The organism is Streptomyces sp. NPDC033174 (assembly GCF_055577795.1).
In genome coordinates this window covers 62,076-88,003 of record NZ_JBVIPQ010000006.1, presented here as the reverse complement: position 1 = coordinate 88,003, position 25,928 = coordinate 62,076, and the positions used below count along the sequence as shown (strand labels likewise).

At 71.3% G+C, this 25,928-nt stretch carries 21 protein-coding genes and 1 tRNA gene; 13 read left to right on the top strand and 9 right to left on the bottom strand.

The window, feature by feature from the left end:
* The first annotated feature begins 79 nt into the window (after positions 1-79).
* Both ACZ5VC_RS20195 and ACZ5VC_RS20190 read left to right on the top strand, forming a co-directional pair.
* On the top strand, positions 80-1,462 hold the full coding sequence (locus tag ACZ5VC_RS20195) for an NAD(P)/FAD-dependent oxidoreductase (RefSeq protein ID WP_469121392.1): 1,383 nt from the start codon (positions 80-82) through the stop codon (positions 1,460-1,462).
* A gap of 190 nt (positions 1,463-1,652) precedes the next feature.
* Entirely contained in the window at positions 1,653-2,948 is a 1,296-nt protein-coding gene (locus tag ACZ5VC_RS20190; protein ID WP_469121391.1) for a class I SAM-dependent methyltransferase, read from the top strand.
* Between the two features lie 84 nt (positions 2,949-3,032).
* Here the strand turns inward: ACZ5VC_RS20190 and ACZ5VC_RS20185 are convergent, their stop codons facing one another.
* Positions 3,033-5,561 carry an ABC transporter permease gene (locus tag ACZ5VC_RS20185; protein WP_469121390.1) on the bottom strand — a complete coding sequence of 843 codons (2,529 nt, stop codon included), beginning with the start codon at positions 5,559-5,561 and terminating at the stop codon, positions 3,033-3,035.
* A 91-nt stretch (positions 5,562-5,652) separates the two neighbouring features.
* On the bottom strand, positions 5,653-6,423 hold the full coding sequence (locus ACZ5VC_RS20180; RefSeq protein ID WP_468710282.1) for an ABC transporter ATP-binding protein: 771 nt from the start codon (positions 6,421-6,423) through the stop codon (positions 5,653-5,655).
* 373 nt (positions 6,424-6,796) lie between these two features.
* Between ACZ5VC_RS20180 and ACZ5VC_RS20175 the strand changes: the two genes are divergently transcribed.
* Positions 6,797-6,881, top strand: a tRNA-Leu gene (locus ACZ5VC_RS20175).
* A gap of 171 nt (positions 6,882-7,052) precedes the next feature.
* Positions 7,053-7,922 (top strand): Bax inhibitor-1/YccA family protein, encoded by an 870-nt coding sequence (locus ACZ5VC_RS20170; RefSeq protein WP_469121389.1) that lies wholly within the window; start codon positions 7,053-7,055, stop codon positions 7,920-7,922.
* Positions 7,923-8,000: 78 nt separating this feature from the next.
* Here ACZ5VC_RS20170 and ACZ5VC_RS20165 read toward each other — a convergent pair whose 3' ends face one another.
* Positions 8,001-8,231, bottom strand: coding sequence for a DUF4287 domain-containing protein (locus tag ACZ5VC_RS20165; RefSeq protein ID WP_468710277.1), 231 nt, complete (start codon positions 8,229-8,231; stop codon positions 8,001-8,003).
* Positions 8,232-8,330: 99 nt separating this feature from the next.
* On the opposite strand from ACZ5VC_RS20165, the gene ACZ5VC_RS20160 reads away from it, so the two are divergent.
* Positions 8,331-8,657 (top strand): hypothetical protein, encoded by a 327-nt coding sequence (locus tag ACZ5VC_RS20160; protein WP_468710276.1) that lies wholly within the window; start codon positions 8,331-8,333, stop codon positions 8,655-8,657.
* Between the two features lie 56 nt (positions 8,658-8,713).
* Here the strand turns inward: ACZ5VC_RS20160 and ACZ5VC_RS20155 are convergent, their stop codons facing one another.
* The 3 genes from ACZ5VC_RS20155 to ACZ5VC_RS20145 form a co-directional block, all read right to left on the bottom strand.
* Entirely contained in the window at positions 8,714-9,631 is a 918-nt protein-coding gene (locus ACZ5VC_RS20155) for a hypothetical protein (RefSeq protein ID WP_469121388.1), read from the bottom strand.
* 587 nt (positions 9,632-10,218) lie between these two features.
* Complete coding sequence (locus ACZ5VC_RS20150; protein WP_469121387.1) at positions 10,219-11,439, bottom strand: acetyl-CoA C-acetyltransferase; 1,221 nt, start codon at positions 11,437-11,439, stop codon at positions 10,219-10,221.
* A 161-nt stretch (positions 11,440-11,600) separates the two neighbouring features.
* On the bottom strand, positions 11,601-12,596 hold the full coding sequence (locus tag ACZ5VC_RS20145) for an SGNH/GDSL hydrolase family protein (protein ID WP_469121386.1): 996 nt from the start codon (positions 12,594-12,596) through the stop codon (positions 11,601-11,603).
* A gap of 104 nt (positions 12,597-12,700) precedes the next feature.
* On the opposite strand from ACZ5VC_RS20145, the gene ACZ5VC_RS20140 reads away from it, so the two are divergent.
* On the top strand, positions 12,701-14,086 hold the full coding sequence (locus ACZ5VC_RS20140; RefSeq protein WP_469121385.1) for a cystathionine beta-synthase: 1,386 nt from the start codon (positions 12,701-12,703) through the stop codon (positions 14,084-14,086).
* Positions 14,087-14,492: 406 nt separating this feature from the next.
* Here ACZ5VC_RS20140 and ACZ5VC_RS20135 read toward each other — a convergent pair whose 3' ends face one another.
* Entirely contained in the window at positions 14,493-15,320 is an 828-nt protein-coding gene (locus tag ACZ5VC_RS20135; protein ID WP_469121384.1) for a helix-turn-helix transcriptional regulator, read from the bottom strand.
* A gap of 136 nt (positions 15,321-15,456) precedes the next feature.
* On the opposite strand from ACZ5VC_RS20135, the gene ACZ5VC_RS20130 reads away from it, so the two are divergent.
* A complete protein-coding gene (locus ACZ5VC_RS20130) occupies positions 15,457-16,203 on the top strand; it encodes an SDR family oxidoreductase (RefSeq protein WP_469121383.1) in 747 nt (248 codons plus the stop codon).
* On the opposite strand, the gene ACZ5VC_RS20125 is transcribed toward ACZ5VC_RS20130, so the two are convergent.
* Complete coding sequence (locus ACZ5VC_RS20125) at positions 16,160-16,573, bottom strand: hypothetical protein (protein ID WP_469121382.1); 414 nt, start codon at positions 16,571-16,573, stop codon at positions 16,160-16,162. The two genes, ACZ5VC_RS20130 and ACZ5VC_RS20125, sit on opposite strands and share 44 nt — an antisense overlap.
* A gap of 149 nt (positions 16,574-16,722) precedes the next feature.
* Here ACZ5VC_RS20125 and ACZ5VC_RS20120 point away from each other — a divergent pair, with 149 nt between their 5' ends.
* A complete protein-coding gene (locus ACZ5VC_RS20120; RefSeq protein WP_469121381.1) occupies positions 16,723-17,559 on the top strand; it encodes a MurR/RpiR family transcriptional regulator in 837 nt (278 codons plus the stop codon).
* A 73-nt stretch (positions 17,560-17,632) separates the two neighbouring features.
* Here ACZ5VC_RS20120 and ACZ5VC_RS20115 read toward each other — a convergent pair whose 3' ends face one another.
* Complete coding sequence (locus ACZ5VC_RS20115) at positions 17,633-18,952, bottom strand: type III PLP-dependent enzyme domain-containing protein (RefSeq protein WP_469121380.1); 1,320 nt, start codon at positions 18,950-18,952, stop codon at positions 17,633-17,635.
* Between the two features lie 133 nt (positions 18,953-19,085).
* Here ACZ5VC_RS20115 and hutU point away from each other — a divergent pair, with 133 nt between their 5' ends.
* From hutU to ACZ5VC_RS20090, 5 genes are all read left to right on the top strand, one after another.
* Complete coding sequence (gene hutU, locus ACZ5VC_RS20110; protein ID WP_469121379.1) at positions 19,086-20,744, top strand: urocanate hydratase; 1,659 nt, start codon at positions 19,086-19,088, stop codon at positions 20,742-20,744.
* 62 nt (positions 20,745-20,806) lie between these two features.
* The gene (locus ACZ5VC_RS20105) at positions 20,807-21,997 is read left to right on the top strand and encodes an allantoate amidohydrolase (RefSeq protein ID WP_468710588.1); all 1,191 of its coding nucleotides are present in this window, start codon (positions 20,807-20,809) and stop codon (positions 21,995-21,997) included.
* Positions 21,988-23,349 (top strand): formimidoylglutamate deiminase, encoded by a 1,362-nt coding sequence (locus ACZ5VC_RS20100; protein ID WP_469121378.1) that lies wholly within the window; start codon positions 21,988-21,990, stop codon positions 23,347-23,349. The genes ACZ5VC_RS20105 and ACZ5VC_RS20100 overlap by 10 nt, the downstream gene beginning before the upstream one ends.
* A gap of 35 nt (positions 23,350-23,384) precedes the next feature.
* The gene (gene hutI, locus ACZ5VC_RS20095; protein ID WP_469121377.1) at positions 23,385-24,635 is read left to right on the top strand and encodes an imidazolonepropionase; all 1,251 of its coding nucleotides are present in this window, start codon (positions 23,385-23,387) and stop codon (positions 24,633-24,635) included.
* Between the two features lie 190 nt (positions 24,636-24,825).
* Complete coding sequence (locus ACZ5VC_RS20090; protein ID WP_469121376.1) at positions 24,826-25,914, top strand: GNAT family N-acetyltransferase; 1,089 nt, start codon at positions 24,826-24,828, stop codon at positions 25,912-25,914.
* Positions 25,915-25,928: the final 14 nt, after the last annotated feature.

Genomic DNA, 25,928 nt, shown 5'->3' with positions numbered 1-25,928 from the left:
GGAGTGTAGCAGAGGTACCCAAGGAGCTTGTGAAGGGGCGCACGAGCGACCCCTCCGAGGGGGGTGGATACTCGATGGCATGAGCACCACGGAGCGTCCCAGGATCCTCGTAGTAGGCGGTGGGTACGTAGGCCTGTACGCAGCACGACGCATTCTCAAGAAGATGCGTTATGCGGAAGCGACCGTCACGGTCGTCGACCCGCGCTCGTACATGACGTACCAGCCCTTCCTCCCCGAAGCTGCCGCCGGCAGCATCTCGCCGAGGCACGTCGTCGTACCGCTGCGACGCGTCCTGCCCAAGGCCGAGGTGCTCACCGGTCGGGTCACGACCATCGATCAGGACCGCAAGGTCGCCACGGTCGCGCCGCTCGTCGGCGAGGCCTACGAGCTGCCCTTCGACTACCTGGTCATCGCGCTCGGCGCGGTCTCCCGCACCTTCCCGATCCCCGGCCTCGCCGAGCAGGGCATCGGCATGAAGGGCATCGAGGAGGCCATCGGGCTGCGCAACCACGTTCTCGAGCAGCTCGACAAGGCCGACTCGACGACCGATGAGGACGTCCGCCGCAAGGCGCTGACCTTCGTCTTCGTGGGCGGCGGCTTCGCCGGCGCGGAGACCATCGGTGAGGTCGAGGACCTGGCCCGCGACGCGGCCAAGTACTACAGCAGCGTCAGCCGCGAGGACATGCGCTTCCTGCTGGTCGACGTGGCCGACAAGATCCTCCCCGAGGTCGGGCCCGAGCTCGGCAAGTGGGGCAAGGAGCACCTCGAGAGCCGGGGCATCGAGGTCTACCTCAAGACCGGCATGGACTCCTGCGTCGACGGCCACGTGGTGCTGAACAACGGCCTCGAGGTCGACTCCAACACCATCGTGTGGACCGCCGGCGTGAAGCCCAACCCGGCGCTGGCCCGCTACGGCCTGCCGCTCGGCCCCCGCGGTCACGTGGACACGTCCGAGAAGCTGCAGGTGCAGGGCACCGACTACATCTGGGCCGCCGGCGACAACGCCCAGGTCCCGGACATCGCCGCCCGCAAGGCCGGCGTCGAGAACGCCTGGTGCCCGCCGAACGCCCAGCACGCGCTGCGCCAGGCCAAGGTCCTCGGCGACAACGTCATCTCCGGGATGCGCGGCTTCCCGCAGAAGGACTACAGCCACGCCAACAAGGGTGCGGTCGCCGGTCTCGGCCTGCACAAGGGCGTCGCGATGATCGTCATGGGCAAGATGAAGATCAAGCTCAAGGGCCGTCTCGCCTGGTACATGCACCGTGGCTACCACGGTCTGGCCGTGCCCACCTGGAACCGCAAGATCCGCGTCCTCGCCGACTGGACCCTCGCGATGTTCCTCAAGCGCGAGGTCGTTTCGCTCGGCGCCATCGAGACGCCGCGCGAGGAGTTCTACGAGGCCGCCAAGCCGGCCCCGGCGCCCGCGACCAAGTCGGCCCCGGAGAAGGCCAAGGCCTCCTGAGCCCCGGCTGAGCCAGTAGTACGGCAGTACCCCGCAATACCCCCGCAAGGGCCGTCCGCCATCCGTGGTGCGGACGGCCCTTCGCGTGTTTTGCCGACTTGTTGCGCGACGGCGGGACTGAATTCGCCTACTGACGGTGTTCACATGGTGACGAGCATTTCTGGGGCACGACATCACGGAGGTGTGCACCATGGCCGACGCCGCGCTGCGGCTGACCACTCTTGCCGAGGATCTGTTGGGAGCGCCGCTCCCGGTACGTCTGCGCGCCTGGGACGGCAGCGAAGCGGGCCCCGCCGACGGCCCCGTCCTCATGATCAACCAGCGCCGGGCGCTGCGCCGTCTGCTGTGGAAACCGGGGGAACTCGGCCTCGCGCGGGCCTGGGTCGCCGGTGAGATCGACGTCGAGGGCGATCTGTACGAGGCCCTGGACCGGCTCGCCGGAATCCTCTGGGAGCGCGAGACGGACGCGAAGGGCGGCATCCACGCCGTACGGGACCCCAGACTCCGGGCCGCCGCCGCGGCGCTCGTGAAGCTGGCGGGCCCCTGGCCGCCGCCCGCGCCGCCGGCGGAGGAGATGCGCAGGCGCTCCGGCCCGCTGCACACCAAGCGGCGCGACAAGGAGGCGATCAGTCACCACTACGACGTGGGCAACGACTTCTACGAGCTGGTCCTCGGCCCGTCGATGGTCTACTCGTGCGCCTACTGGAGTGAGGGCGGCACACTCGAGGACGCGCAGCGCGACAAGCTCGACCTGATCTGCCGCAAGCTCGGGCTGAAGGCGGGCGACCGGCTCCTGGACGTCGGCTGCGGCTGGGGCTCCATGGCGATGCACGCGGCCAGGGAGTACGGAGCCGAGGTCGTCGGGGTCACCCTCTCCCGCGAGCAGGCCGCCTACGCCCGCAAGCGGATCGCCGACGAGGGGCTGACCGACCGGGTCGAGATCCGGGTTCAGGACTACCGGGACGTCAGGGACGGGCCGTTCGACGCCATTTCCTCGATCGGGATGGCCGAACACGTCGGGGCCGTCCGCTACCGCGAGTACGCCGACACGCTCTTCGCTCTGCTGAAGCCGGGCGGCCGGCTGCTCAACCACCAGATCGCGCGCCGCCCCGAGAAGAACGAGGAGGCGTACGAGGTGGACGAGTTCATCGACGCGTACGTCTTCCCCGACGGCGAACTCGCCCCCCTCGGCCGGACCGTCGCCACCCTGGAGGAGGCCGGCATGGAGGTGCGCGACGTCGATGTCCTGCGGGAGCACTACGCGCTCACCCTGCGCCAGTGGGTCGCCAACCTGGAGGCGCACTGGAAGGAGGCGGTCCGGCTGACCTCGCCCGGCCGGGCACGGATCTGGCGGCTCTACATGGCCGCCTCCGCGCTCGCCTTCGAGCGCAACCGGATCGGCGTGAACCAGGTCCTGGCCGTACGGACCCCCGAGTCCGGGGCGTCCGGGCTGCCCCTGCGCCCCCGCGCCTGGAACGAGTCCTGACGGGCTGACAGCGGCGAAGGGCCGGACCCCCGTGGGGGAGCCCGGCCCTTCGTCCGTGTCTACGCCGACACCGCGGCGCCCTGCCTACTCGGCCTTGATCGCGTTCAGCATGTTCAGCTTCGCGGCGCTGCGGGCCGGCCACATGGCGGCCAGGACGCCCACCAGCCCGGCGAGGAGCAGGAAGACGCCGATCCGGTCCCAGGGCAGGACCAGCGCGTACCCCGGCAGGCTGTCCTTGAAGGTCTGGCCGATCGCCCAGCCCAGGAACGAGCCCAGGCCGATGCCGACCACCGCGCCGAAGAGCGAGATGACCACGGCCTCCAGACGGACCATCCGCTTCACCCGCCGGCGGTCCAGACCGATCGCCCGCAGCATGCCGATCTCCTGCTGGCGCTCGAACACCGACATGGCGAGGGTGTTGACGACCCCGAGGACCGCGATGAGCAGGGCCATCGCCAGCAGCCCGTACATGATGTTCAGCAGCATGTTGATGGCACCGCCGTAGGTGTCCTTGATGTCCTGCTGGTCGAGGACGGTGATCGCCGGGCTGTCACCCAGCGCCTTGGCGACGGCCTTCTCGTTGGCGGCGGACTCGCCACCGTCCATCGCCACGAAGATCTGCGGGATGTACGGCTTGACCTCGTGTGCGTTGAGGACCTTCGCGTCGACTACGACGGGGGAGAGGAACTCGCTCTCCTCGAAGATCGCGCCGACCTTCAGAGTGCCCTTCTTGTCGTCGTTGTACGTGACCGGCAGGGTGTCGCCGACCTTCCAGCCCTGCTTGTCGGCCGTGGAGTCGGCGACCGCGATCCGCCCCTCGGCGAGCGTGGCCAGGCTGCCGTCGCGGACCTTGAGGTTCATGACCTTCTCGATGTCACCCGGGGTGACACCGGAGGCCGAACTGAAGTCGCCCTTGATCTGGAAGTAGCCGGACTGCTGCGGCGACACCGCGGTGACGCCCGGCGCCTTCTCCAGCGCGGTCAGCGCCGACTGGTCCATGCCCATGCCACTGGCCATGGTGACCATGTAGTCGGCCTTGATCTGGTCGGTGGTCATCTTGTCCAGTGCCGTGCCGACCGTGGCGCCGAGCACCGACAGGCCGGTGACCAGGGTGAGGCCGATGGCCAGCGCGGAAGCGGTGGCTCCGGTGCGGCGCGGATTGCGGACCGCGTTCTGGCCGGCCAGCTTGCCCGCCACCCCGAAGCCCGCGAGCAGCGGCCGGACCAGCGCGATGACCGGGCGGGACAGCAGGGGAATCAGGATGATCACACCGATGAGCGTGAAGAACGCGCCCGCGCCGATGATCACACGGCCGGTGTCGCCGCCGGAACCGGCGCCGAGCACGATGCCCACCGCGCCGAGCGCGGTGATGGCCCCGCCGATGGAGTTGCGCAGCACCAGGGACTTGGTGGTGGCCACCGCGTGCACGCTGCTCATGGCGGCCACCGGCGGGATCTTCGCGGCGCGGCGGCCGGGCAGCCAGGCGGCGAGCATCGTGATCAGGACACCGACGGCGAGCGCGGCGATCACCGGGGTGGCGGAGAGGATCAGAGGCCCGTCCGGGACCTTCATGCCGAACGCGGACATCCCGGAGCGCAGTCCGATCGCGAGGCCCACGCCCAGGGCGAAGCCGACGGCCGAGGCGACCAGGCCGACCAGCGCGGCCTCGGCCAGCACCGAGCGGGTGATCTGCTTGCGCGAGGCGCCGACGGCGCGCATCAGCGCCAGCTCCTTGGTGCGCTGCGCGACCAGCATCGTGAAGGTGTTGGAGATCAGGAAGATGCCGACGAAGAGCGCGATGCCCGCGAAGCCCAGCAGCACCTGCTTGAGGTTGCCGAGGCCGCTCTCGATCATCTCGGCCTGCTCGTCGGCGAGGACCTGGCCCGTCTGGGCCTCGGCCTCCTTGGGGATGACCGCCTCGACCTTGTCCAGGATCGCGTCGGCGGAGGCGCCGGGGGCGGCGACCACCGAGATCTCCTGGAAGTAGCCCGGCTTCACGTACAGCTTCTGGGCGACGTCGGTGTCGAAGAGGACCAGGCTGCCGCCGGCGTTGACGGCGCCGTCCTGGGTGGTGAAGACACCGGCCAGCTCGTACTCCTTGACCGGCCCGTTGGTGGCGACCCGTACGGTGTCGCCGACCTTGTAGCCGCCCTTGGACGCGGTTTCCCTGTCCAGGGCGATCTGACCGTCCTTCACCGGGCCGGAGCCGTCGGTGAAGTCGTAGGCGGGGTCCTTGGCGTTCTGGCCGGGGCTGAAGTTGGTGCCCTTGTTGGACCAGCCGACCCCGATCAGCTTGCCGTCCTTGTCGGGGACGCCGGCGAAGCCGCTCACCCGGCCGGTGGCCGACTCGACGCCGTCGATCCCGGCGATCTTCCGGCGGACCTGCTCGGAGAGGCCCGGGGGCTGCTTGGGGTCGTTCTCGTTCGCGGTCGAGGTGACGGCGACCGCGACGTTGTCGTAGCTCTTGGCCGACTGGTTGCGGAAGGCGTTGGACAGGGTGTCGGTGAACACCAGGGTGCCGGAGACGAAGGCCACGCCGAGCATGACGGCGAGGATGGTCATCAGCAGCCTGGCCTTGTGCGCGAGCACATTGCGCAGGGCGGTACGGAACATGAGGTCTGTGTCCTGAGGTGGTTTCCGGAGGAAGGTCGAGAGGGGCCGTCACGCCGGCCGGAGGCCGGCGGCGCGGATCAGCCGGCCGGGGTCAGCTGGTGCGGCCCTTGGCGTCGAAGGCCTTCATCCGGTCGAGGACGCCGTCGGCGGTGGGGCTGAGCATCTCGTCGACGATGCGGCCGTCGGCGAGGAAGATCACGCGGTCGGCGTAGGAGGCGGCCACCGGGTCGTGGGTCACCATGACGACGGTCTGGCCCAGTTCGCGTACGGAATTGCGCAGGAAGCCCAGCACCTCGGCGCCGGAGCGGGAGTCCAGGTTTCCGGTCGGCTCGTCACCGAAGATGATCTCTGGGCGGGAGGCCAGCGCACGGGCCACGGCGACGCGCTGCTGCTGACCGCCGGAGAGCTGCGCGGGCCGGTGGCTGAGCCGCCCGGACAGACCGATCATGTCGATGACCCGCTCCACCCACTGCTTGTCGGGCTTGCGTCCCGCGATGTCCATGGGGAGCGTGATGTTCTCCAGGGCGGTCAGCGTCGGCAGCAGGTTGAACGCCTGGAAGATGAAGCCGATCTTGTCCCGGCGCAGCTGCGTGAGCTGCTTGTCCTTCAGCGTGCCGAGCTCGGTCTCACCGATGCGTACGGAGCCGCTGCTGAAGCTGTCCAGGCCGGCGACGCAGTGCATCAGCGTCGACTTGCCGGAGCCCGAGGGGCCCATGATCGCGGTGAACTCTCCCTGGCGGAAGTCGACGGTGACCCGGTCGAGGGCGACCACCTGGGTCTCGCCCTGTCCGTAGACCTTGGACAGATCCATGGCACGGGCGGCCACCGCGGTGGCGCGGTGAGCGGTGGAGGTGGTCGTCACGAGGGGGGCTCCTTAACGGGGTGCCGCGCTTCAAGGGGGCGCTGCGCTGTTCTGCGGGACCACTCCATCGTCATGTCCGCATCGAGCCGGGTCGTCCGTCCGCATACCCGTTCCTGGGGCAGCCTGGAGTCGGACCGGGGGGCCCGCCCCTCCTCCTTTGGGATGACGGCGACCCTGAGGGCGGCGACTTTCCGTCATTCCCCCACGCACATCTTTGCGGCTGCGAGCCCTGTCAGGCTTCGGGAGAACGCACTCGACCTGCGCTGACATACCCTCAGGCGTCAATAAAATAAGACAACATCGGGCCAGTGTTCCGCTGATCGGGCGATGCGTCCCGATAGGCTCAATGTGCCAACGCAGAGCCGCGCGCCACGCCCGGATGGTGGAATGCAGACACGGCGAGCTTAAACCTCGCTGCCCTCGCGGGCGTACCGGTTCGAGTCCGGTTCCGGGCACCAATCCGAGCAGGCGCGCACACGCACCGTGGCTGCCGCGCCACAGGCTGCCACCCGGCGTCTCCGTTTGAGGGTCACGATCGCGGAAAGATCCTCCCCGAGCACTAGGAAGATTCCTTTGCTTCCGCATTACTCTTGACGCAAGGCCGCGCAGCGCGGCCATGGAGGAGTGAGATGAGGAGCAGCAACCCGGTCTTCTCGCGACGGGGGTTCAGCCGCGACAACGGCTACGCCGGCTTCAACGCGCAGCAGCCGCAGGCCGGGGGCCCCGCCGTTGGAACCAACCCCTACGCGCAGGGCACCGCCAACCCGTACGCGAACCCGTACGCGCCGCAGGACACGCAGTACGGCGCTCCCGCGCCGGTCCGCACCAACGCCATGACGATGGACGACGTCGTCTCGCGTACCGCCATGACCCTGGGCACCGTCGTCGTCGGCGCCGTGCTCGCCTGGGCGCTCCTGCCGGTCTCTCCGACCAGCTACGGCCTGGCCATCGGCGCGGCCCTGGTGGCGTTCGTCCTGGCGATCGTCCAGTCCTTCAAGCGGACGCCGTCGCCCGCGCTGATCATCGGCTACGCCGCGTTCGAGGGTGTCTTCCTCGGCGTGATCAGCGAGATGTACAACACCGCCTGGTCCGGCGCCCCCTTCCAGGCGGTTCTCGGCACCATGGCCGTCAGCGGCGCCACGCTGCTCATGTACAAGCAGCGCTGGATCCGGGTCACCGCCCGGTACGCCCGGATCGGCATGACCATCGCCCTGGCGTTCATCGTCGTGATGGCCGTCAACCTGCTGCTCGTGGTCTTCGGCGTCGCCGACGACGGCGGTCTGCGCAGCTTCGGCCCGCTCGGTGCCATCGTCGGCATCCTGGCGATCCTGATCGGCTGCTTCTTCCTCACCCTGGACTTCAAGCAGATCGAGGACGGCGTCAACTACGGCGCTCCCCGTGAGGAGTCCTGGCTGGCGGCGTTCGGTCTGACGATGTCGCTGGTGTGGATCTACCTGGAGATGCTGCGACTCGTCGCGATCTTCAGCGGCGACGACTAGAACGTCCGCGCGCGTCGGCGCGCGAAGGAAGGGCCCGTCCGGCTTCCGCCGGGCGGGCCCTTCGCGTCCCTTCGGGGTCTAGAGCAGCTTCCTGGCGGCTCGCCTCAGGTCGTACTCGTGGATGATCGCCTTGGCGTGGCCGTACGCGAGGTTGTGCTCGCCCCGGAGCCAGCTGACCTTCTCCTCGAAGCGGAAGAGAGAGGGTCCTTCCTCGACGGTGCGGAGCCAGTCGGACACTTCACGACCGGTGCAATGGGGGATGCGGGAGAGCAGGTTGCGATGGGTTTCTTCGGAGAAGACATGGGACATCGGCGCCTCCGGACGCGTATTGCGTGTGCTCCTTCACGTCACCGTGCCTGAGCGTTCGCCCGTTGGCAACAGGCCCGGGGCGGCGCGTAGGGTCGCACGGTGCTTGATACGAGTGAACTGACGGCCGCCGTCGAGCGGTTCGCCGACCGGCTGAGGGCCGCGCCGCAGAGCCGGCTCCAGCGGGGCGCCGCCGCCGAAGGACTGGCTCTGGCGAGGGAGTTGGCGCTGCGGGCCCAGCGGCTCGAGGAGCCGGGAACGGCGCCGCGGACCATGCCCGACGCCGGGATCTTCGCCGTCGCGGACCAACTCGTGGTCGCCGGAAACGATCTGGTGGAGATTCTGCGAACGGCCCCGCCGGGCTCCCCCGAGGAGCTGGACGAGGCCGTGAGGTCGGTACGGGAGGCGGCGCGGCGGGCCGGGCTGTAGAAGGCCCCCAAGGCCCCCTCAGGGCCCTCCGGGGAGCTTCCCGGGGCCCGGGGACCTCAGAGGGATGCTATGACGCGGTCGGCGAGGATGTAGACGTTGTCGTCGCCGTTCTCGGAGAAGCCGCCGCAGGAGAACGTCAGGGCGTACGCGCCGGAGACACCGGAGCCGCCCAGAAGCACCGGGCTGTGGCCCGCGCGCAGGGCCTCCGCGAGGCGCTCGGCCGTCTCCCTGTGCCCCGGGGTCATGCAGAGCGTCGTGCCGTCGGCGAAGACGTACACATCGAGCGTGCCGAGCGGGCCGGGCCGTACGTCCGCCAGCGCGGTCCCTGTCTCCGCCAGCTCCTCCAGGCGCGCCACGGTGCGCTCGTGGTCGGTGACGACCGGTGTCTGGACGGGGACGAAGTCGGGGTGCGAGGGGTGACGGCGGCGGGCGGCGGCCAGCTCCGGGGAGTCCTCGGCGAACTCCGCGTACTCGGCGACCTCGGGCTGGTCCGCCAGGTCGGCGAGCTCGGCCAGCTCCGCCAGCTCGGCGAAGTCGTCCAGGCGGCCCGCGTCCAGGTCCATCGACTCCAGGCCCAGCGCCTCGAGGCCGGCGAAGTCGGCCTGGCGCGGGACGAAGAACGAGCCGTCGTCGCCGGGGCCACCGGGTCCACCGAGCCCGCCGAGCACGGACGGGGCGTCGGCGGCGTCCCTCGCCTCCTGCGCGGCCCAGAAGGCGCGCGCCTCGGCCAGTTCGCGCTCGCGCTCCTCGGCGAGTGCTTCGGCGACCGCGGCACGGATCTCGTCGGCCGGGGTGGCGCTGCGGGCGTGCGGCACGGTGGCGCCGCGGCCGTTCGTTCCGGCGGCGGACAGCTCGGTGCGCAGGGCGGCGACCTGCTTGCGCAGCCCGTGGGCGGCGTGCAGGGCAGCGGCGCCCACGGCCGTGGCAGCGGCCGTGGTCAGCAGCAGGGCAAGAGGCATGGCGCTCACTGACATACTCCCGGTTCCGTTCGATCCCCCGACTTCCTACCTCAGCTTGTCGTGAGGTGGTGCCAGCTGTCAGTGCATTACGTCACGAATTGGACAGGTATTTGTGCCTGGTGTTTAGTGCCGTAGCCACTGTGACCTGCGAAAACAACTCTCCCCCGGGACGTAGGTCACATCCTGGGGGAGATTCGGTCACGGCTGGGACGCGGGACGGTTGGCGGGGGCGTCCCGCGGCCAGGGGCCCCGGCCACCCGAGCCGGCGCCGGGCCTCAGCTTCGACCCGGCGAGCGCCGCGTCAGCTCAGCCGCTCGATTCTTTGCTCGCGCTGAGCTTCGACTCCGCTGCGGGCAGGTGCCGCCCTCGTTCCTCGGGCGACCCCTACCCTCCGCTGCGCCTCAGCTCAGCCGCTCGATTCTTTGCTCGCGCTGAGCTTCGGCTCCGCTGCGGGCAGGTGCCGCCCTCGTTCCTCGGGCGACCCCTACCCTCCGCTGCGCCTCAGCTCAGCCGCTCGATTCTTTGCTCGCGCTGAGCTTCGACTCCGCTGCGGGCAGGTGCCGCCCTCGTTCCTCGGGCGACCCCTACCCCTCCGCTGCGCCTCAGCTCAGCCGCTCGATGACCATGGCCATGCCCTGGCCGCCGCCCACGCACATCGTCTCCAGGCCGAACTGCTTGTCGTGGAACTGGAGGCTGTTGATCAGCGTGCCGGTGATGCGGGCGCCCGTCATGCCGAAGGGGTGGCCCACCGCGATCGCGCCGCCGTTGACGTTCAGCTTGTCGAGCGGGATGTTCAGGTCGCGGTACGACGGGATCACCTGGGCCGCGAAGGCCTCGTTGATCTCGAACAGGTCGATGTCGTCCACGGTGAGACCCGCGCGCTTGAGGGCCTGCTTGGAGGCCTCCACCGGGCCCAGGCCCATGATCTCGGGGGACAGGCCGGTGACGCCGGTCGACACGATCCGGGCGAGCGGGGTCAGGCCGAGCTCCCGCGCCTTGGTGTCGGACATGATCACGAGCGCGGCGGCGCCGTCGTTCAGCGGGCAGCAGTTGCCGGCGGTGACGAGGCCGTCGGGGCGGAAGACGGGCTTGAGGCCGGAGATGCCCTCGACCGTCACGCCGGCACGCGGGCCGTCGTCCTGGGAGACGACCGTGCCGTCCGGGGTCGTCACCGGGGTGATCTCGCGCTCCCAGAAACCGTTCTTGATCGCCTGCTCGGCGAGGTTCTGGGACCGTACGCCGAACTCGTCCATGTCCTGACGGGTGACGCCCTTGACGCGGGCCAGGTTCTCGGCGGTCTGGCCCATCGCGATGTACGCGTCCGGGATCAGGCCGTCCTCGCGCGGGTCGTGCCACGAAGCGCCCTCGGACTGGGCCACGGCGGCCGTACGCGCCTCGGCGTCCGCGAAAAGGGGGTTGTGGGTGTCCGGAAGGCTGTCGGAGTTGCCCTTGACCGAACGGGACACCATCTCGACACCGGCGGAGATGAAGACGTCGCCCTCGCCCGCCTTGATGGCGTGCAGCGCCATCCGCGAGGTCTGGAGCGAGGAGGAACAGTAACGGGTGATCGTGCAGCCCGGCAGGTGGTCCATGCCCATCTGCACGGCGACGATACGGCCGAGGTTGTGGCCCTGCTCGCCTCCGGGAAGGCCGCAGCCGAGCATCAGGTCGTCGATGTCGCGCGGGTCCAGCTCGGGCACCTTCGCGAGCGCGGCCTGAATGATCGTGGCGGTCAGATCGTCGGGGCGGACGTCCTTCAGGGAGCCCTTGAAGGCCCGGCCGATGGGGGAGCGGGCGGTGGACACGATCACGGCTTCGGGCATCGGGGGCTCCTGGGGAGGTCTCGGAAAGAGGCAGGACTGAGTGGGAAGTTACCCGTACGTATCCCGTTGGTCACCGGGGTGGGCGTGTGATGCGGGCCTCTTTTCTAAGCGGGCGCTCAGTCGGGCGGGACGGGGCGGGCGGTACCCCGCCCCGTCCGGGGTCACGACCTGTGCGCCTCCGAAGGAGCCGGCTCGGCGGGCGCCGGCAGACGCCGCCTGCGACGGTGCTTCAGCAGAGCCCACGGGGCGCGGGCGCCGGTGACCTCCGTACCGGGCTCCTTGACCGCCTCGGCCGCCGCCTTCGCCACCGGCAGCATGCCCTCGTGACGGTCCGCGTCCAGCCGGTCCGACTCGGGCCACAGGCCCAGGACCGCGCAGAGCGTCGGAAGGACCGCCATCGCCGCCGTGGCATAGCCCTCCGCCGACGGGTGGTAGTTGTCCGCGCCGAACATCTCGCGGGGGTTCGCCGCGAACTCGGGACCCAGCAGGTCCCCCAGTGACACCGTCCGCCCGCCCTGCTCCACCACCACGATCGTCTGCGCCGCCGCCAGCTGGCGAGACGCCCGGCGCGCCAGCCAGCGCAGCGGCTGGTAGACCGGCTCGATGGTGCCCAGATCAGGGCACGTACCGACCACCACCTCCGCCCCCGCCGTCCGCAGCCGCCGCACCGCCGCCGCGAGGTACCGCACCGACTCCGTCGCCTGCATCCGGTGCGTCACGTCGTTCGCGCCGATCATGATCACGCACACGTCCGGCCGCCAGGGCGCCGCGAGCAGCAGGGACACCTGCCGCTCGAGATCGTCCGAGCGTGCGCCCGGAAGCGCCACGTTCCGCAGATCCACCGGGCGCTCCGCCACCGCCGCCAGTCCCGACGCCAGCAGAGCGCCCGGTGTGTGGCCCGCCCGGCGTACCCCCTGGCCCGCTGCCGTCGAATCACCCAACAGGACCAGCCGAAGAGGTTCCGCGGGCCCGAAATCCGTGCCGTACAGACCGTCCGCGCCGGGCGGGAGCGGAGCCACCCCACCGCCCACCGACCGTTTCGCCAGCTGCACCTCGGCCAGCAGCACGCCGACCGCCGCCGCGCCCAGCAGGCCGATGCTCCCGCCGCCGTACGCCGCGCCCGCCGCGATCCGCCGCGCCACCCTCGCCCTCGACATAGGGGCCGCCACCTCCTCCAGGCCATACAAGAGCTAACTGCCCCGTAACCGCATCCGACTACGCATACGCTGGCTGCACCATTACGGAGACCCCGGAGATTACGGTGCAATTCCACGACTCGATGATCAGCCTCGTCGGCAACACCCCGCTGGTGAAGCTCAACAGTGTGACCGCGGGCATCCAGGCGACCGTCCTGGCCAAGGTCGAGTACTTCAACCCGGGCGGCTCGGTCAAGGACCGGATCGCCGTGCGCATGATCGAGGCCGCCGAGCAGAGCGGCGCCCTCAAGCCCGGCGGCACGATCGTCGAGCCCACGTCCGGGAACACCGGCGTCGGCCTCGCCATCGTGGCCCAGCAGAAGGGCTACAAGTGCATCTTCGTCTGCCCCGACAAGGTCTCGACGGACAAGATCAACGTCCTGCGGGCCTATGGCGCCGAGGTCGTCGTCTGCCCCACGGCCGTCGACCCCGAGCACCCCGACTCGTACTACAACGTGTCCGACCGGCTGGTCCGTGAGACCCCCGGTGCCTGGAAGCCCGACCAGTACTCGAACCCGAACAACCCCCGTTCGCACTACGAGACCACCGGTCCCGAGCTCTGGGAGCAGACTGACGGAAAGATCACCCATTTCGTCGCAGGCGTCGGTACCGGCGGCACCATTTCCGGCACCGGCCGCTACCTGAAGGAGGTCAGCGGCGGCAAGGTCCGGATCGTCGGCGCCGACCCCGAGGGCTCGGTCTACTCCGGCGGCTCCGGCCGGCCGTACCTCGTCGAGGGCGTCGGTGAGGACTTCTGGCCCACCGCCTACGACGCGAGCGTCACCGACGAGATCGTCGCCGTGTCCGACAAGGACTCCTTCCAGATGACCCGCCGCCTCGCCAAGGAGGAGGGCCTCCTCGTCGGCGGCTCCTGCGGCATGGCCGTCGTCGCCGCCCTGCGCGTCGCCGAAGGCCTCGGCCCGGACGACGTCGTCGTGGTCCTGCTCCCCGACAGCGGCCGCGGCTACCTCTCCAAGATCTTCAACGACGAGTGGATGGCCGACTACGGCTTCCTGGAGGAGACCGGCTCCGCCACCGTCGCCGACGTGCTGCGCCACAAGGAGGGCTCCATGCCCTCCCTGGTCCACATGCACCCGGAGGAGACGGTCGGTCAGGCCATCGAGGTCCTGCGCGAGTACGGCGTCTCCCAGATGCCGATCGTCAAGCCCGGCGCCGGCCACCCCGACGTCATGGCGGCCGAGGTCATCGGCTCGGTCGTCGAACGCGAGCTGCTGGACGCGCTGTTCACCCAGCGCGCCTCCCTGGGGGACCCGCTCGACAAGCACATGAGCGCGCCGCTGCCGCAGGTCGGCTCCGGCGAGCCCGTCGCCGACCTGATGTCCGTGCTCGGCGAGGCCGACGCCGCGATCGTGCTCGTCGAGGGCAAGCCCACCGGAGTGGTGAGCCGTCAGGACCTGCTCGCCTTCCTGGCGAAGGACGGCGCGAAGTAGCCGCAGGTCGGGGCCGGTTGCGGCGCGGGCGCCGCGGCCGGCCGGGGTTCGCGCAATCGGTACGAGCGCGACACGTACCCGCAGCACCCGCTTAACACGCGTCCGGCACATTGAGGGATGTCGGCGTCACGGACAACCGGAGCGGCTCCCGGACCTCCTAGCGACGCCGCGGACGCGGAGACCGGCCCTGACCCGGGCCCGTGTCCCACGCGGGGACCGCCGTCGTCCCGGCCCCCGGCAACGGGGGTGCGGCGGTCCCCGCCCTGTCTTTTGGCGGCTCGGTTCGCCGCCGGGGCGCCTGAGACCGTGTCGAGGGGCGATCGTGCTCGGCCCCTCGTTCCTCGGGGCCTGCGCGCGTTCTTCCTTTCGACACAGTCGCGCCCCTTTGGCTCCCTCACCGCGGTCGTCAGACGGCGGGGGCGGAGGCCCAACTCGCCAGCAGGCTCAGGCGCTCCATGGTGGGGGAGTTCGGTTCCGGGGTGTAGACGACCAGGATCTGGTCCGGGTCGCCCGGGAGCGTCAGCGACTCGTACGGGAGCGACAGTTCGCCCACCACCGGGTGCGTGACGCGCTTGACGCCATGGGTCTTCTCCTTGACCTGGTGGTCCGCCCACAGCCTGCGGAACGTCTCGCTCTTCACCGACAACTCGCCCACCAGCGCGCTCAGCCGCTTGTCGTCCGGGTGCCGCCCCGCGTCCAGGCGCAGATACGCGACCGTCTCCGCCGCGACCGCCTCCCACTCGGGATACAGGTCGGCCGCTTCCGGGGCGAGGAAGACCTGCCGCGGTACGTTCCGCTCGGCCGGGTCCATCCGTGAGTACCCCGCCAGCGCGTCGGCCAGGGTGTTCCAGGCGAGCACGTCCATCCGGCGGCCGAAGACGAACGCCGGCGCCGCCCCGAGCGTGTCGAGCAGCAGCCGCAGGCCGGGACGCACCCGCTGCGAGGGCGTCCGCGCGGTCCGTTTCCCCGGCCGTGCCACGTCCCGCAGATGCGCCGTCTCCGTCTCGTCCAGCCGCAGCACCCGGGCGATCGAGTCCAGTACGGCGTCCGAGACCGACGGCCCGCGGCCCTGCTCCAGGCGGATGTAGTAGTCCACGCTGACCCCGGCGAGCTGGGCGACCTCCTCGCGCCGGAGGCCCGGCACCCGGCGCCTGCCGTACGAGGTCAGGCCGACCTCCTCCGGCTGGATGCGAGCACGCCGTGAGCGCAGGAAGTCTCCGAGGTCACCGTCCATGCGGCGAGCCTAGGCCAGGGCGCGGGGGCCGTGCCTGGTACTGGCAGACCCAGGAAAAGCACAGCCCTGGGTGGCCTGCTGCCGGGCTCGCACAGTGGTGGACGTCAAGCGGACGACCCGTACAGGAGAAGCAGACATGAGCTACGACAGCCTCGCCGGACGCACCGCCGTCATCACCGGAGCCGCCAGCGGCATGGGCGCCGCCACCGCCCGGCTCCTCGCCGCCCACGGCGCCCGGGTGGCGCTGCTGGCCCGCCGCGCCGAGCGGCTGGAGGAACTGGCGCAGAAGATCACCGCCGACGGTGGCCGGGCGCTCGCCGTCACCGCCGACGTCACCGACGGCGCCTCGGTGGACGCGGCCGTCGAGCGGGTCCACGCCGCGTACGGCCAGGTCGGAATCGTCGTCAACGCCGCCGGCGTCATGCTCCCGAACCCCGTCGACGACGGCCGGCTCGACGAGTGGCAGCGGATGCTCGACACCAATGTGACGGGCGCGCTGCGGCTGATCCGGGCGTTCACCGGGGACCTGCTCGCCACCTCGGGCGACCTCGTCAACATCTCCTCGATCGCCGCGCACGTCACCTTCCCGAACTACGCCGTGTACGGCGCGAGCAAGGCGGCGCTGACCTACCTGTCGGAAGCGCTGCGCGGCGAGTTCGGGCACCGGGGCGTACGGGTGACCAACATCGAGCCCGGCTTCACCGAGTCCGAACTGCGCGACCACATCGACAACCCGGAGCTCTCCGGGCAGCTGGACGAACTGCTGGGCACCCGGCCGATGCTGACGAGCGAGGAGATCGCCGACCTCGTCGCCTACACGGTGAGCCGCGCCGCGCACATCAATCTTCGTCAGATCGTCGCCCTGCCCACCTGGCAGGCATAGCCCCGCGGAAGCTGTGCGCGGCGTTGACGCCGACGATGCCGGCCCAGGCCACGATCAGACCCTCGAGATTCGCCTGGGTGACGGCGATGGCGGAGAGCGGGACGGCGAGGACCAGCGAGATGATCCCGAAGCCGTAGCGCTCGCCGAAGTTCTCACCGCCGGCGCGGGCGGGCCGGCCGCCGCGTGCGACCACGATCTGCTGCTCGGCCAGCTGACGCCGTACGCGGCGGTCGACCGTGGCGTCCAGCCGCTGCTCGACCTTCTCCAGGAAGGACTCGATCAGCGCGGACTCGTACTCCGTGCCCAGCTCACGGCGGGCGTGGAGGGTGGCGTCGAGCTCGGCCTTCAGCTCGGTGTCGCGGGGTTCCATGCCCGCAACGGTAGGGAGCGGCGAGGGCCGTGTCAGTGGGGGTAACCCCCCTCTTGCCCGTCGGCCGTCTCTCGTCCCGGACTCTCCTTGCCCGGCTGCATATCGTCATGCAGAGTTTGAGGGGACTGAATAGGCAAAAGGGGGACGGCATGAACGACAGCCCGGACGGGCGGCTCCAGGAGCTGTTCGAGGGACACCGGCTGACACCGACGCAGCGCCGGATCGCGCACTGCATGGTGCGCCGGGCCGGTGACGTGCCGTTCCTGTCCAGTGTCGAGCTGGCCGACCTCGCGGGGGTCAGCCAGCCCTCCGTCACCCGCTTCGCCGTCGCGCTGGGCTTCGACGGCTATCCGGCGCTGCGCAAGCATCTGCGGGACGTCGTGCCCGCCGAGCCCGCCGCCGAGGGCGCCACGGTCAACGAGTACCAGCAGGCGGTCCAGGCGGAGATCGAGAATCTCCGGCATCTCGCCGACCTCCTCGCCGACCCCGCGCCGGTGGAGCGCGCCGGCCGACTGCTCGCCGCGTCCCGGCCGCTGCCGGTGCTCGGGCTGCGCGCGGCCTCCTCGCAGGCGCGCGGCTTCGCGTACTTCGCCGCCAAGGTCCATCCGGACGTACGCCTCCTCGACGAGGGCGGCACGATGCTCACCGACCGCATCGACGCGGCCGTCCGGGCGGGGGCGTCGGCGCTGCTGTGCTTCGCCCTGCCACGCCACCCGAAGGAGGTCGTGGAGGCCCTGGAGTACGCCAGGTCGGCCGGGCTGACGGTGGTGACCGTCGCCGACTCGGCGTTCGCGCCCGTCGCCCGTCACAGCGATCTCCTGATTCCGGCGGCGGTCGGCACGGGGCTCGCCTTCGACACGGCGTGCGCGCCGATGCTGCTCGGCCGGGTGCTGCTGGAGGCGATGTGCGACGACCTGCCGGACGCCCAGGCGCGTCTGGAGGACTTCGACGCGGGTGCGGCGGCCCGGGGCCTGTTCGTGGAGTGAGGGCGCCGTCCTGACGCCCCGGGGCCACTCCTCGCCGCGCACCGCGGCGCCACCTGCGTGCGCCCGCCCGTGGTCAGGGCCCGAGCAGCGCCTCCGGGTGGGCGCCTCCGGACTCCGCGACGATCTGGTCGAGGCTCTGGGGCGTCCGTACGGTCGTGAAGCGGATGTCGTCCTCGGGGCCGGTGGTGAAGCCGTGCACACCGAGGCGGGGCAGGCTGTTGTAGCCGTAGTGACTGGAGAAGTAGTACGCGCCGGTGTCCAGCGCGGCGATCACGTCGCCCTGCTCCAGCAGGGGCAGCGCGCGCCCGGCGGCCAGCAGGTCACCCGCGAAGCACGCCGGCCCGGCCACGTCCTGGACGACCTCGGGGCCGTCCTTGGGCAGCCCCTTCGCGTCGTACGCGGCGATCCGCAGGGGCCAGGAGAGGGGGTCGTGGACGGTACGGGTGGCGATCTGGACGCCGGCGTGGGTGATCGCGATCGGGCGTGAGCCGGAGGTCTTGGCGTACTCCACGCGGGCGAGGATCGTGCCGTGCTTGGCCAGCAGGGACCGGCCGAATTCGGTGACCAGGGCGTACCGGCCGTCGAAGAGACCGGGCACGGTCCGCCGGAGCAGGTCGGCGTACTCGGCGTAGGTCGGTGTCTCCTCGTCGGAGGCGAAGTTCACCGGCAGTCCGCCGCCGATGTCGACGGTGTCGACCTGCTGCCGGCCGGCGGCCCTGTTGATCTCCTCGGCGAGGGCGTGGACGGACTGGACGCCCTCGGCCATCAGTGCGAGTGGGACGCCCTGGGAGCCGGAGTGGGTGTGCAGCCGGGTCAGCCAGGGCCGGTCGAGGAAGGTCCGGACGACCCGGTCGCGGGCGCCCTCGTCGCGCAGGGCCACCCCGAACTTGGAGGTCGCCGTGGCGGTGGACAGGGCGTCGATCCTGCCCCGGCCGATCTGCGGGTTGACGCGCAGGCCGATGGGCGAGGCGCTGGGGGCGGCGGCGAGCAGGGCGTCGAGCCGGTCGAGCTCCTGCGGATTGTCGGCGTTGACGGCGATCCCGAGGGCCAGGGCCTGGCGCAGCTCGGCGGGGGTCTTGGCGGGCGAGTCCAGGACCGTGTGGGACGGCGGCACACCGGCGGCGCGGGCCAGGGCGAGCTCGCCCGGGCTCGCGACCTCGGCGCCGAGCCCCGCTTCGTACAGCAGCCGCAGGACGGGGACGAGGGGACAGGCCTTCGCGGCGAAGGCGTGCAGGACCGGGGCGTCGGTGACGCGGGCGAACGCCTCGGTGAGGGCGGCGGCCGAGGAGCGGATACCGGCCACGTCCAGGAGAGCGGCCACGGGCTCGGATTCGGTGAGGAGTCCTTGTTCGACGGCCGCGTGCACGGCCTTGTCGCGACGGTCGGAAGCCATGTGGGTCAGCCAATCATCCGAGGGGCCGCCCCGCAGCTGTTGACTACAACTATTCAGCACGTCAGGATGTGAATAAGTAGAAACCAACATCGTTGGACTTCCCTCGCCGGACTTCCATGAAGGAGGCATCGCCATGTCAGGACCCCGCCCCGTACGGGCCTCGCGCGGTACGGAACTGAGTGCCCTGGGATGGCAGCAGGAAGCCGCCCTGCGGATGCTGCAGAACAACCTCGACCCCGAGGTCGCCGAGCACCCCGACAAGCTCGTCGTCTACGGCGGCACCGGCAAGGCCGCCCGCGACTGGCGCTCCTACGACGCCATGGTCCGCACCCTGCGCACCCTGAAGCAGGACGAGACGATGCTCGTCCAGTCCGGCCGCCCGGTCGGCGTCATGCAGACCCACGAATGGGCCCCGCGCGTCCTCATCGCCAACTCCAACCTGGTCGGCGACTGGGCGAACTGGGAGGAGTTCCGCCGCCTGGAGCAGCTCGGCCTGACCATGTACGGCCAGATGACGGCCGGCTCCTGGATCTACATCGGCACCCAGGGCATCCTCCAGGGCACGTACGAGACGTTCGCCGCCGTCGCCGCCAAGAAGTTCGGCGGCACGCTCGCAGGGACGATCACCCTCACCGCCGGCCTCGGCGGCATGGGCGGCGCCCAGCCGCTCGCCGTGACCATGAACGACGGCGTCGCCATCTGCGTCGACGTCGACCCGCGCGCCATCGAGCGCCGCATCGAGCACCGCTACCTGGACGTCCGCGCGAACTCCGTCGAGCACGCGCTCCAGCTCGCCGTCGAGGCCCGCGATGCCCGTAAGCCGCTCTCCATCGGCCTCCTCGGCAACGCCGCCGAGCTGCTCCCGCGCATGCTGGCCGAGGGCGCCCCCATCGACATCGTGACCGACCAGACGAGCGCCCACGACCCGCTCTCGTACCTGCCGATCGGCGTCGACTTCGGCGACATGCAGTCGTACGCGGCCGAGAAGCCCGCCGACTTCACGCAGCGCGCGCGGGAGTCCATGGCCAAGCACGTCGAGGCGATGGTCGGCTTCATGGACGCCGGCGCCGAGGTCTTCGACTACGGCAACTCGATCCGCGGCGAGGCCCAGCTGGCCGGCTACGACCGGGCGTTCGCCTTCCCCGGCTTCGTGCCCGCCTACATCCGGCCGCTGTTCTGCGAGGGCAAGGGCCCCTTCCGCTGGGCGGCCCTGTCGGGCGAGGCGTCCGACATCCACAAGACCGACAAGGCGATGCTGGAGCTCTTCCCCGAGAACGAGTCCCTGCACCGCTGGATCAAGATGGCCGGCGAGCGCGTCCACTTCCAGGGCCTGCCCGCCCGCATCTGCTGGCTCGGTTACGGCGAGCGCGACCGCGCGGGCGAGCGCTTCAACGACATGGTGGCGTCCGGCGAACTCGCTGCACCGCTCGCCATCGGCCGCGACCACCTCGACTGCGGCTCGGTGGCCTCCCCGTACCGCGAGACCGAGGCCATGCTCGACGGCTCCGACGCCATCGCCGACTGGCCGCTGCTCAACGCCATGGTGAACGTCGCCTCCGGCGCCTCCTGGGTCTCGATCCACCACGGCGGCGGTGTCGGCATGGGCCGCTCCATCCACGCGGGCCAGGTCACGGTCGCCGACGGCACGAAGCTCGCGGGCGAGAAGATCCGCCGCGTGCTGACGAACGACCCGGGCATGGGCGTGATCCGCCACGTGGACGCGGGCTACGACATCGCCGAGTCGGTCGCGGACGAGAAGGGCGTGCGCGTCCCGATGCGGGAGGAGGCGTGAGCGCGCCCGGCGGTGACGAGGCCTCCCGGCGGGAAGCGACGGGCGCCACGAGCTTCCAGCGGATGTGGGCCGACCTCGCCCCCGTCGGACGGCACGCCACCACCGGCGGCTACCGCCGCTACGCCTGGACCGGCGCGGACGCCGACTGCCGCACCTGGTTCCAGGAGCAGGCCGAGGCGCGCGGACTCACCTACGAGACCGACCGCAACGGCAACCAGTGGGCCTGGCTCGGCGACCCCGCCGCCGGGGACGCCGTCGTCACCGGGTCGCACCTGGACTCCGTGCCCGACGGCGGCGCGTTCGACGGCCCCCTCGGCGTGGTCTCGTCCTTCGCCGCGCTGGACGAACTGCGCCGCCGGGGTGCCCGGTTCACCCGGCCCCTCGCCCTCACCAACTTCGGTGACGAGGAGGGCGCCCGCTTCGGCCTCGCCTGTGTCGGTTCCCGGCTGACCGCGGGACAGCTCACCCGTGAGAAGGCCCACGAACTGCGGGACGCGGACGGGATCAGCCTGCCCCAGGCCATGGAGGCCGCGGGCTACGACCCCGAGGCCATCGGGCCCGACCCCGAGCGCCTCGCCCGCATCGGCGCGTTCGTGGAACTGCACGTGGAACAGGGCCGTGCCCTGGACCTGTCCGGGGACGCGGTCGGCATCGCGAGCGCGATCTGGCCGCACGGCCGCTGGCGGTACGACTTCCACGGCGAGGCCAACCACGCCGGCACCACCCGGCTCGTCGACCGCCGCGACCCGATGCTGACCTATGCCGAGACGGTCCTCGCCGCCCGCCGTGAGGCCGAACTCGCGGGCGCGGTCGCCACCTTCGGCAAGATCTCCGTCGAGCCGAACGGTGTCAACGCGATCCCGTCCCTCGTCCGCGGCTGGCTGGACTCGCGGGCGGCGGACCAGTCCGCCCTCGACACGGTCACCGCCGGGATCGAGGCGGCCGCCCGCGCCCACGCCGAACGCAACGGCATCGACCTCACGGTCGTCCGGGAGTCCTTCACCCCGGTGATCGAGTTCGAGCACGCCCTGCGCGACGAGCTCAACAAGATCCTCGGCGGGGCCGTCCCGGTGCTCGGCACCGGCGCCGGCCACGACGCGGGTATTTTGTCCGGTTCGATCCCGACCGCCATGCTGTTCGTACGGAACCCCACGGGCGTCTCGCACTCCCCGGCCGAGACCGCGGCCGAGGACGACTGCGTGGCCGGGGTCCTCGCACTCGCCGACGTACTGGAAGGGCTCGCGTGCAGCTGACGACCTACTGGGCCGAACACGCCTGGCTCGACACGCACGTCGAGCCGGGCGTGGCGCTCGACGTCGACCCGGCCGACGGCCGGATCAGCGCGGTGCGGACGGGCGTGGCCGCACCGCCGCCGGGCGCCGAGGTCCTGCGCGGCCTGACGATCCCGGGCCTCGCCAACGCCCACAGCCATGCCTTCCACCGGGCCCTGCGGGGTACGGTCCAGGTCGGCTCCGGCACCTTCTGGACCTGGCGCGAGGTGATGTACCAGGTCGCGTCCCGGCTCACCCCGGAGACGTACTTCTCCCTCGCCCGGGCCGTCTACGCGGAGATGGCGCTGGCGGGAATCACCGCGGTCGGCGAGTTCCACTACCTCCATCACGCGCCCGGAGGTGTCTCCTACGCCGACCCGAACGCGATGGGCGAGGCGCTGATCGCGGCGGCCGGCGAGGCGGGCATCCGGATCACGCTCCTCGACACGGCCTATCTCTCCTCCGGCTTCGGGCAGGCCCCCAACGCGCACCAGCTGCGCTTCTCCGACGGAACGGCGGACGCCTGGGCCCAGCGGGCTTCGCTGCTGAAGGAGCGGGCGGGCGTCCGCGTCGGGGCGGCGATCCACTCCGTACGCGCGGTCCCCGCGGACCAGCTGTCCACGGTCGCCGAGTGGGCCTCGGCCCGTCACGCCCCCCTGCACGTCCACCTCTCCGAGCAGACCGCGGAGAACGACGCGTGCCTGGCCGCCCACGGCCGCACCCCCACCCGTCTCCTGGCCGACCACGGAGTCCTCGGCCCGCGCACCACGGGCGTTCACAACACCCACCTCACCGACGCCGACATCGCCCTCCTGGGCGGCACGACCACCGGCACCTGCATGTGCCCCACCACCGAACGGGACCTCGCCGACGGCATCGGCCCGGCGGTCGCCCTCCAGCGCGCCGGCTCGCCGCTCTCGCTCGGCAGCGACAGCCACGCCGTGATCGACCTCCTGGAGGAGGCCCGCGCGATGGAGCTCGACGAGCGCCTGCGCTCGCGCACCCGGGGCCACTGGACGGCCGCGGCCCTCCTGCGCGCCGCGACCACCGACGGCCACGCGGCCCTCGGCTGGCCCGAGGCCGGCCGCCTGGAGACGGGCGCCCTCGCCGACTTCGCGACGATCGCGCTCGACTCGGTCAGGACAGCGGGACCGGTGCCGCGTCTGGCAGCTGAGACAGCGGTATTCGCCGCGTCCGCGGCGGATGTGCGCCATACGGTCGTGGGTGGCCGCCACGTCGTGCGGGACGGAGCCCACGCCCTGGTCCCGGACGTCCCCCGGGCGCTGACGGACGCCATCGCCGCCCTGCACGACCGACCCGGCCGGCGCGACTGACCCGGCCGCCCCGGCTGAAGGAGAGATCCCCCCTCATGAGCAGCGGTCCCGAGACCACGAACAACACCCCGGCGACGCCGGCCCCCGCCACGACGAACAACACCGTCGCCGCGGCGGCCACCGTCATCACCAACATCGCCAGTCTGGTCACCAACGACCCCTCCCTCGGTGACGGATCCCCCCTCGGCCTGATCCAGGACGCGGCCGTCGTCATCGACGGCGACCGCATCGCCTGGGTGGGTGAAACCAGCAAAGCACCCGCCACTGACAACCGGGTCGACGCGGGCGGCCGGGCCGTCGTCCCCGGATTCGTCGACTCCCACTCGCACCTCGTCTTCGCGGGCGACCGCACCGCGGAGTTCAACGCCCGGATGTCCGGACGCGCCTACTCGGCGGGCGGCATCCGCACGACCGTCGCCGCGACCCGCGCGGCGTCGGACGAGCAGCTGTCCGCGAACGTGGCCCGCTACATGGCGGAGGCCCTGCGACAGGGCACCACCACCTTCGAGACCAAGTCCGGTTACGGCCTCACCGTCGAGGACGAGGCCCGCGCGCTGCGCATCGCCGCCCGGCACACCGACGAGGTGACCTACCTCGGCGCGCACATCGTCTCGCCCGACTACGCCGACGACCCGGCCGCCTACGTCGCCCTGGTCACCGGCGAGATGCTCGACGCCTGCGCTCCGCACGCCCGCTGGATCGACGTGTTCTGCGAGAAGGGCGCCTTCGACGGCGACCAGGCCCGCGCGATCCTCACCGCCGGCCGGGCGAAGGGCCTGCATCCCCGCGTCCACGCCAACCAGCTCTCGTACGGCCCCGGTGTGCAGCTCGCCGTCGAACTCGACGCGGCGAGCGCCGACCACTGCACCCACCTCACGGACGCTGACGTCGACGCCCTCGCCCAGGGCAACACCGTCGCCACGCTCCTGCCGGGCGCCGAGTTCTCGACCCGCGCCGCCTGGCCCGACGCCCGCCGCCTCCTCGACGCCGGTGTGACGGTCGCCCTCTCCACCGACTGCAACCCCGGCTCGTCCTTCACCTCCTCGATGCCCTTCTGCGTCGCTCTGGCGGTACGGGACATGGGGATGACCCCGGACGAGGCCCTCTGGTCGGCGACGGCGGGCGGCGCGGCGGCCCTGCGCCGCGAGGACGTCGGCCGCCTCACCCCGGGCGCCTACGCGGACCTCGCCCTCCTGGACGCGCCCAGCCACGTCCACCTGGCGTACCGGCCGGGGGTGCCCCTGGTCGCAGAGGTCTGGCGACGCGGGGAGCGCGCCACGGTCTGAGGCGTCCCGACCACCCGCGCCGCCACACCGGCACACCCCACACATCGCGCCCCATCAGCTTCCCGAAATCGCCCTGATCACACGGTTTCACGGGTTGGTCGCAAGATGGGCGAGTGGGGCTGTCCCGCAGCGATATCGACCGGTACCGTCCTGTAGCGGCAAGACTCAGGGGGACGACCGGGGGGTCGAGTTGAGCGCTGTACGCGTGTGTGTCGTGAGGCCCGGGGAGCTGAGCGGCAGGGAGATCGAAGCCTGGCGGGAGCTGCGTGCCAAGTCCGGGGCGCCCGCCAACCCCTTCATGGAGCCGGAGTTCACCCGGGCCGTCGCCGAGGTGCGGCCGCGGGTGCGGGTGGCCGTGGTGTGGGAGGGCGGGGAACCGGTCGGGTTCTTTCCGTACGAGAAGGGGCCGCTCGGGCGGGGGCGGGCCGTGGGCCTCGGAGTCTCGGACTGCCAGGGGGCGGTCCTCAGGCCCGGGCTGGAGCTGCCCGCCCGGGTGTTGCTGCGTGAATGCGGGCTGTCGATCTGGGAGTTCGACAATCTGGAGGACGCTCAGAGCGTTTTCGTGGCGCACGCGGCGGAGGGGTTCGCCTCGCCCGTGATCGACGTCGGGGAGGGATACGCGGCGTACGAGAGCGTCCTGCGCGCGCGGTCGCCCAAGTTCCTGAGGACCACGCTCGCCAAGGAGCGCAAGCTGGGGCGGCAGGTGGAGGGGGAGCTGCGGTTCGTCTTCGACGAGCGCGACCCGGCCGCGCTGGCCACCCTCATGAAGTGGAAGTCCGCGCAGTACCGCAGGACCGGCCGCCGCGACCGGTTCGCCAAGGAGTGGATCAGCACCCTGCTGCGGCGGCTGCACGGGCTGCGGGCGCCCGGGTGTTCGGGTGTGCTGTCCGTGCTGTACGCCGGTGAGCGGCCCGTCGCCGCCCACTTCGGGCTGCGCTCGGCGACCGTGCTGTCGTGCTGGTTCCCGGCGTACGACCCCGAGTTCGCCAAGTACTCACCCGGTCTGATCCTCCATCTGCGGATGGCGGAGGCGGCCGCCTCGGCCGGGATCGGGATGCTCGACCTGGGGCGCGGAGCGGCCGAGTACAAGGACGCGCTCAAGACCGGTGAGCTCCGGGTGTACGAGGGGTCGGCGATCCGCCCCGGCGTGCGGGCGGGGCTGTACTGGCTCGGCCGGGAGCCCTCGCGGCGCGCCCACAGCTTCGTGCGCAACAGGCCCCGGCTCGCCGGGCACGGCCGCCGGGTGCTCAACCGGATCGGCCGGCTGCGGGGGAAGTGACCGGAAGCAAGCGT

What these genes read in the sequence shown, in the direction of transcription:
- hutU (WP_469121379.1), top strand. Translation starts at nt 19,086, where the DNA reads ATGTCAGGACCCCGCCCCGTACGGGCCTCGCGCGGTACGGAACTGAGT.
- ACZ5VC_RS20170 (WP_469121389.1), top strand. Translation starts at nt 7,053, where the DNA reads ATGAGGAGCAGCAACCCGGTCTTCTCGCGACGGGGGTTCAGCCGCGAC.
- ACZ5VC_RS20185 (WP_469121390.1), bottom strand. Translation starts at nt 5,561, where the DNA reads ATGTTCCGTACCGCCCTGCGCAATGTGCTCGCGCACAAGGCCAGGCTG.
- ACZ5VC_RS20145 (WP_469121386.1), bottom strand. Translation starts at nt 12,596, where the DNA reads ATGTCGAGGGCGAGGGTGGCGCGGCGGATCGCGGCGGGCGCGGCGTAC.
- ACZ5VC_RS20155 (WP_469121388.1), bottom strand. Translation starts at nt 9,631, where the DNA reads ATGTCAGTGAGCGCCATGCCTCTTGCCCTGCTGCTGACCACGGCCGCT.
- ACZ5VC_RS20195 (WP_469121392.1), top strand. Translation starts at nt 80, where the DNA reads ATGAGCACCACGGAGCGTCCCAGGATCCTCGTAGTAGGCGGTGGGTAC.
- ACZ5VC_RS20120 (WP_469121381.1), top strand. Translation starts at nt 16,723, where the DNA reads ATGAACGACAGCCCGGACGGGCGGCTCCAGGAGCTGTTCGAGGGACAC.
- ACZ5VC_RS20130 (WP_469121383.1), top strand. Translation starts at nt 15,457, where the DNA reads ATGAGCTACGACAGCCTCGCCGGACGCACCGCCGTCATCACCGGAGCC.
- ACZ5VC_RS20190 (WP_469121391.1), top strand. Translation starts at nt 1,653, where the DNA reads ATGGCCGACGCCGCGCTGCGGCTGACCACTCTTGCCGAGGATCTGTTG.
- ACZ5VC_RS20135 (WP_469121384.1), bottom strand. Translation starts at nt 15,320, where the DNA reads ATGGACGGTGACCTCGGAGACTTCCTGCGCTCACGGCGTGCTCGCATC.
- hutI (WP_469121377.1), top strand. Translation starts at nt 23,385, where the DNA reads ATGAGCAGCGGTCCCGAGACCACGAACAACACCCCGGCGACGCCGGCC.
- ACZ5VC_RS20115 (WP_469121380.1), bottom strand. Translation starts at nt 18,952, where the DNA reads ATGGCTTCCGACCGTCGCGACAAGGCCGTGCACGCGGCCGTCGAACAA.
- ACZ5VC_RS20165 (WP_468710277.1), bottom strand. Translation starts at nt 8,231, where the DNA reads ATGTCCCATGTCTTCTCCGAAGAAACCCATCGCAACCTGCTCTCCCGC.
- ACZ5VC_RS20105 (WP_468710588.1), top strand. Translation starts at nt 20,807, where the DNA reads ATGTGGGCCGACCTCGCCCCCGTCGGACGGCACGCCACCACCGGCGGC.
- ACZ5VC_RS20150 (WP_469121387.1), bottom strand. Translation starts at nt 11,439, where the DNA reads ATGCCCGAAGCCGTGATCGTGTCCACCGCCCGCTCCCCCATCGGCCGG.
- ACZ5VC_RS20125 (WP_469121382.1), bottom strand. Translation starts at nt 16,573, where the DNA reads ATGGAACCCCGCGACACCGAGCTGAAGGCCGAGCTCGACGCCACCCTC.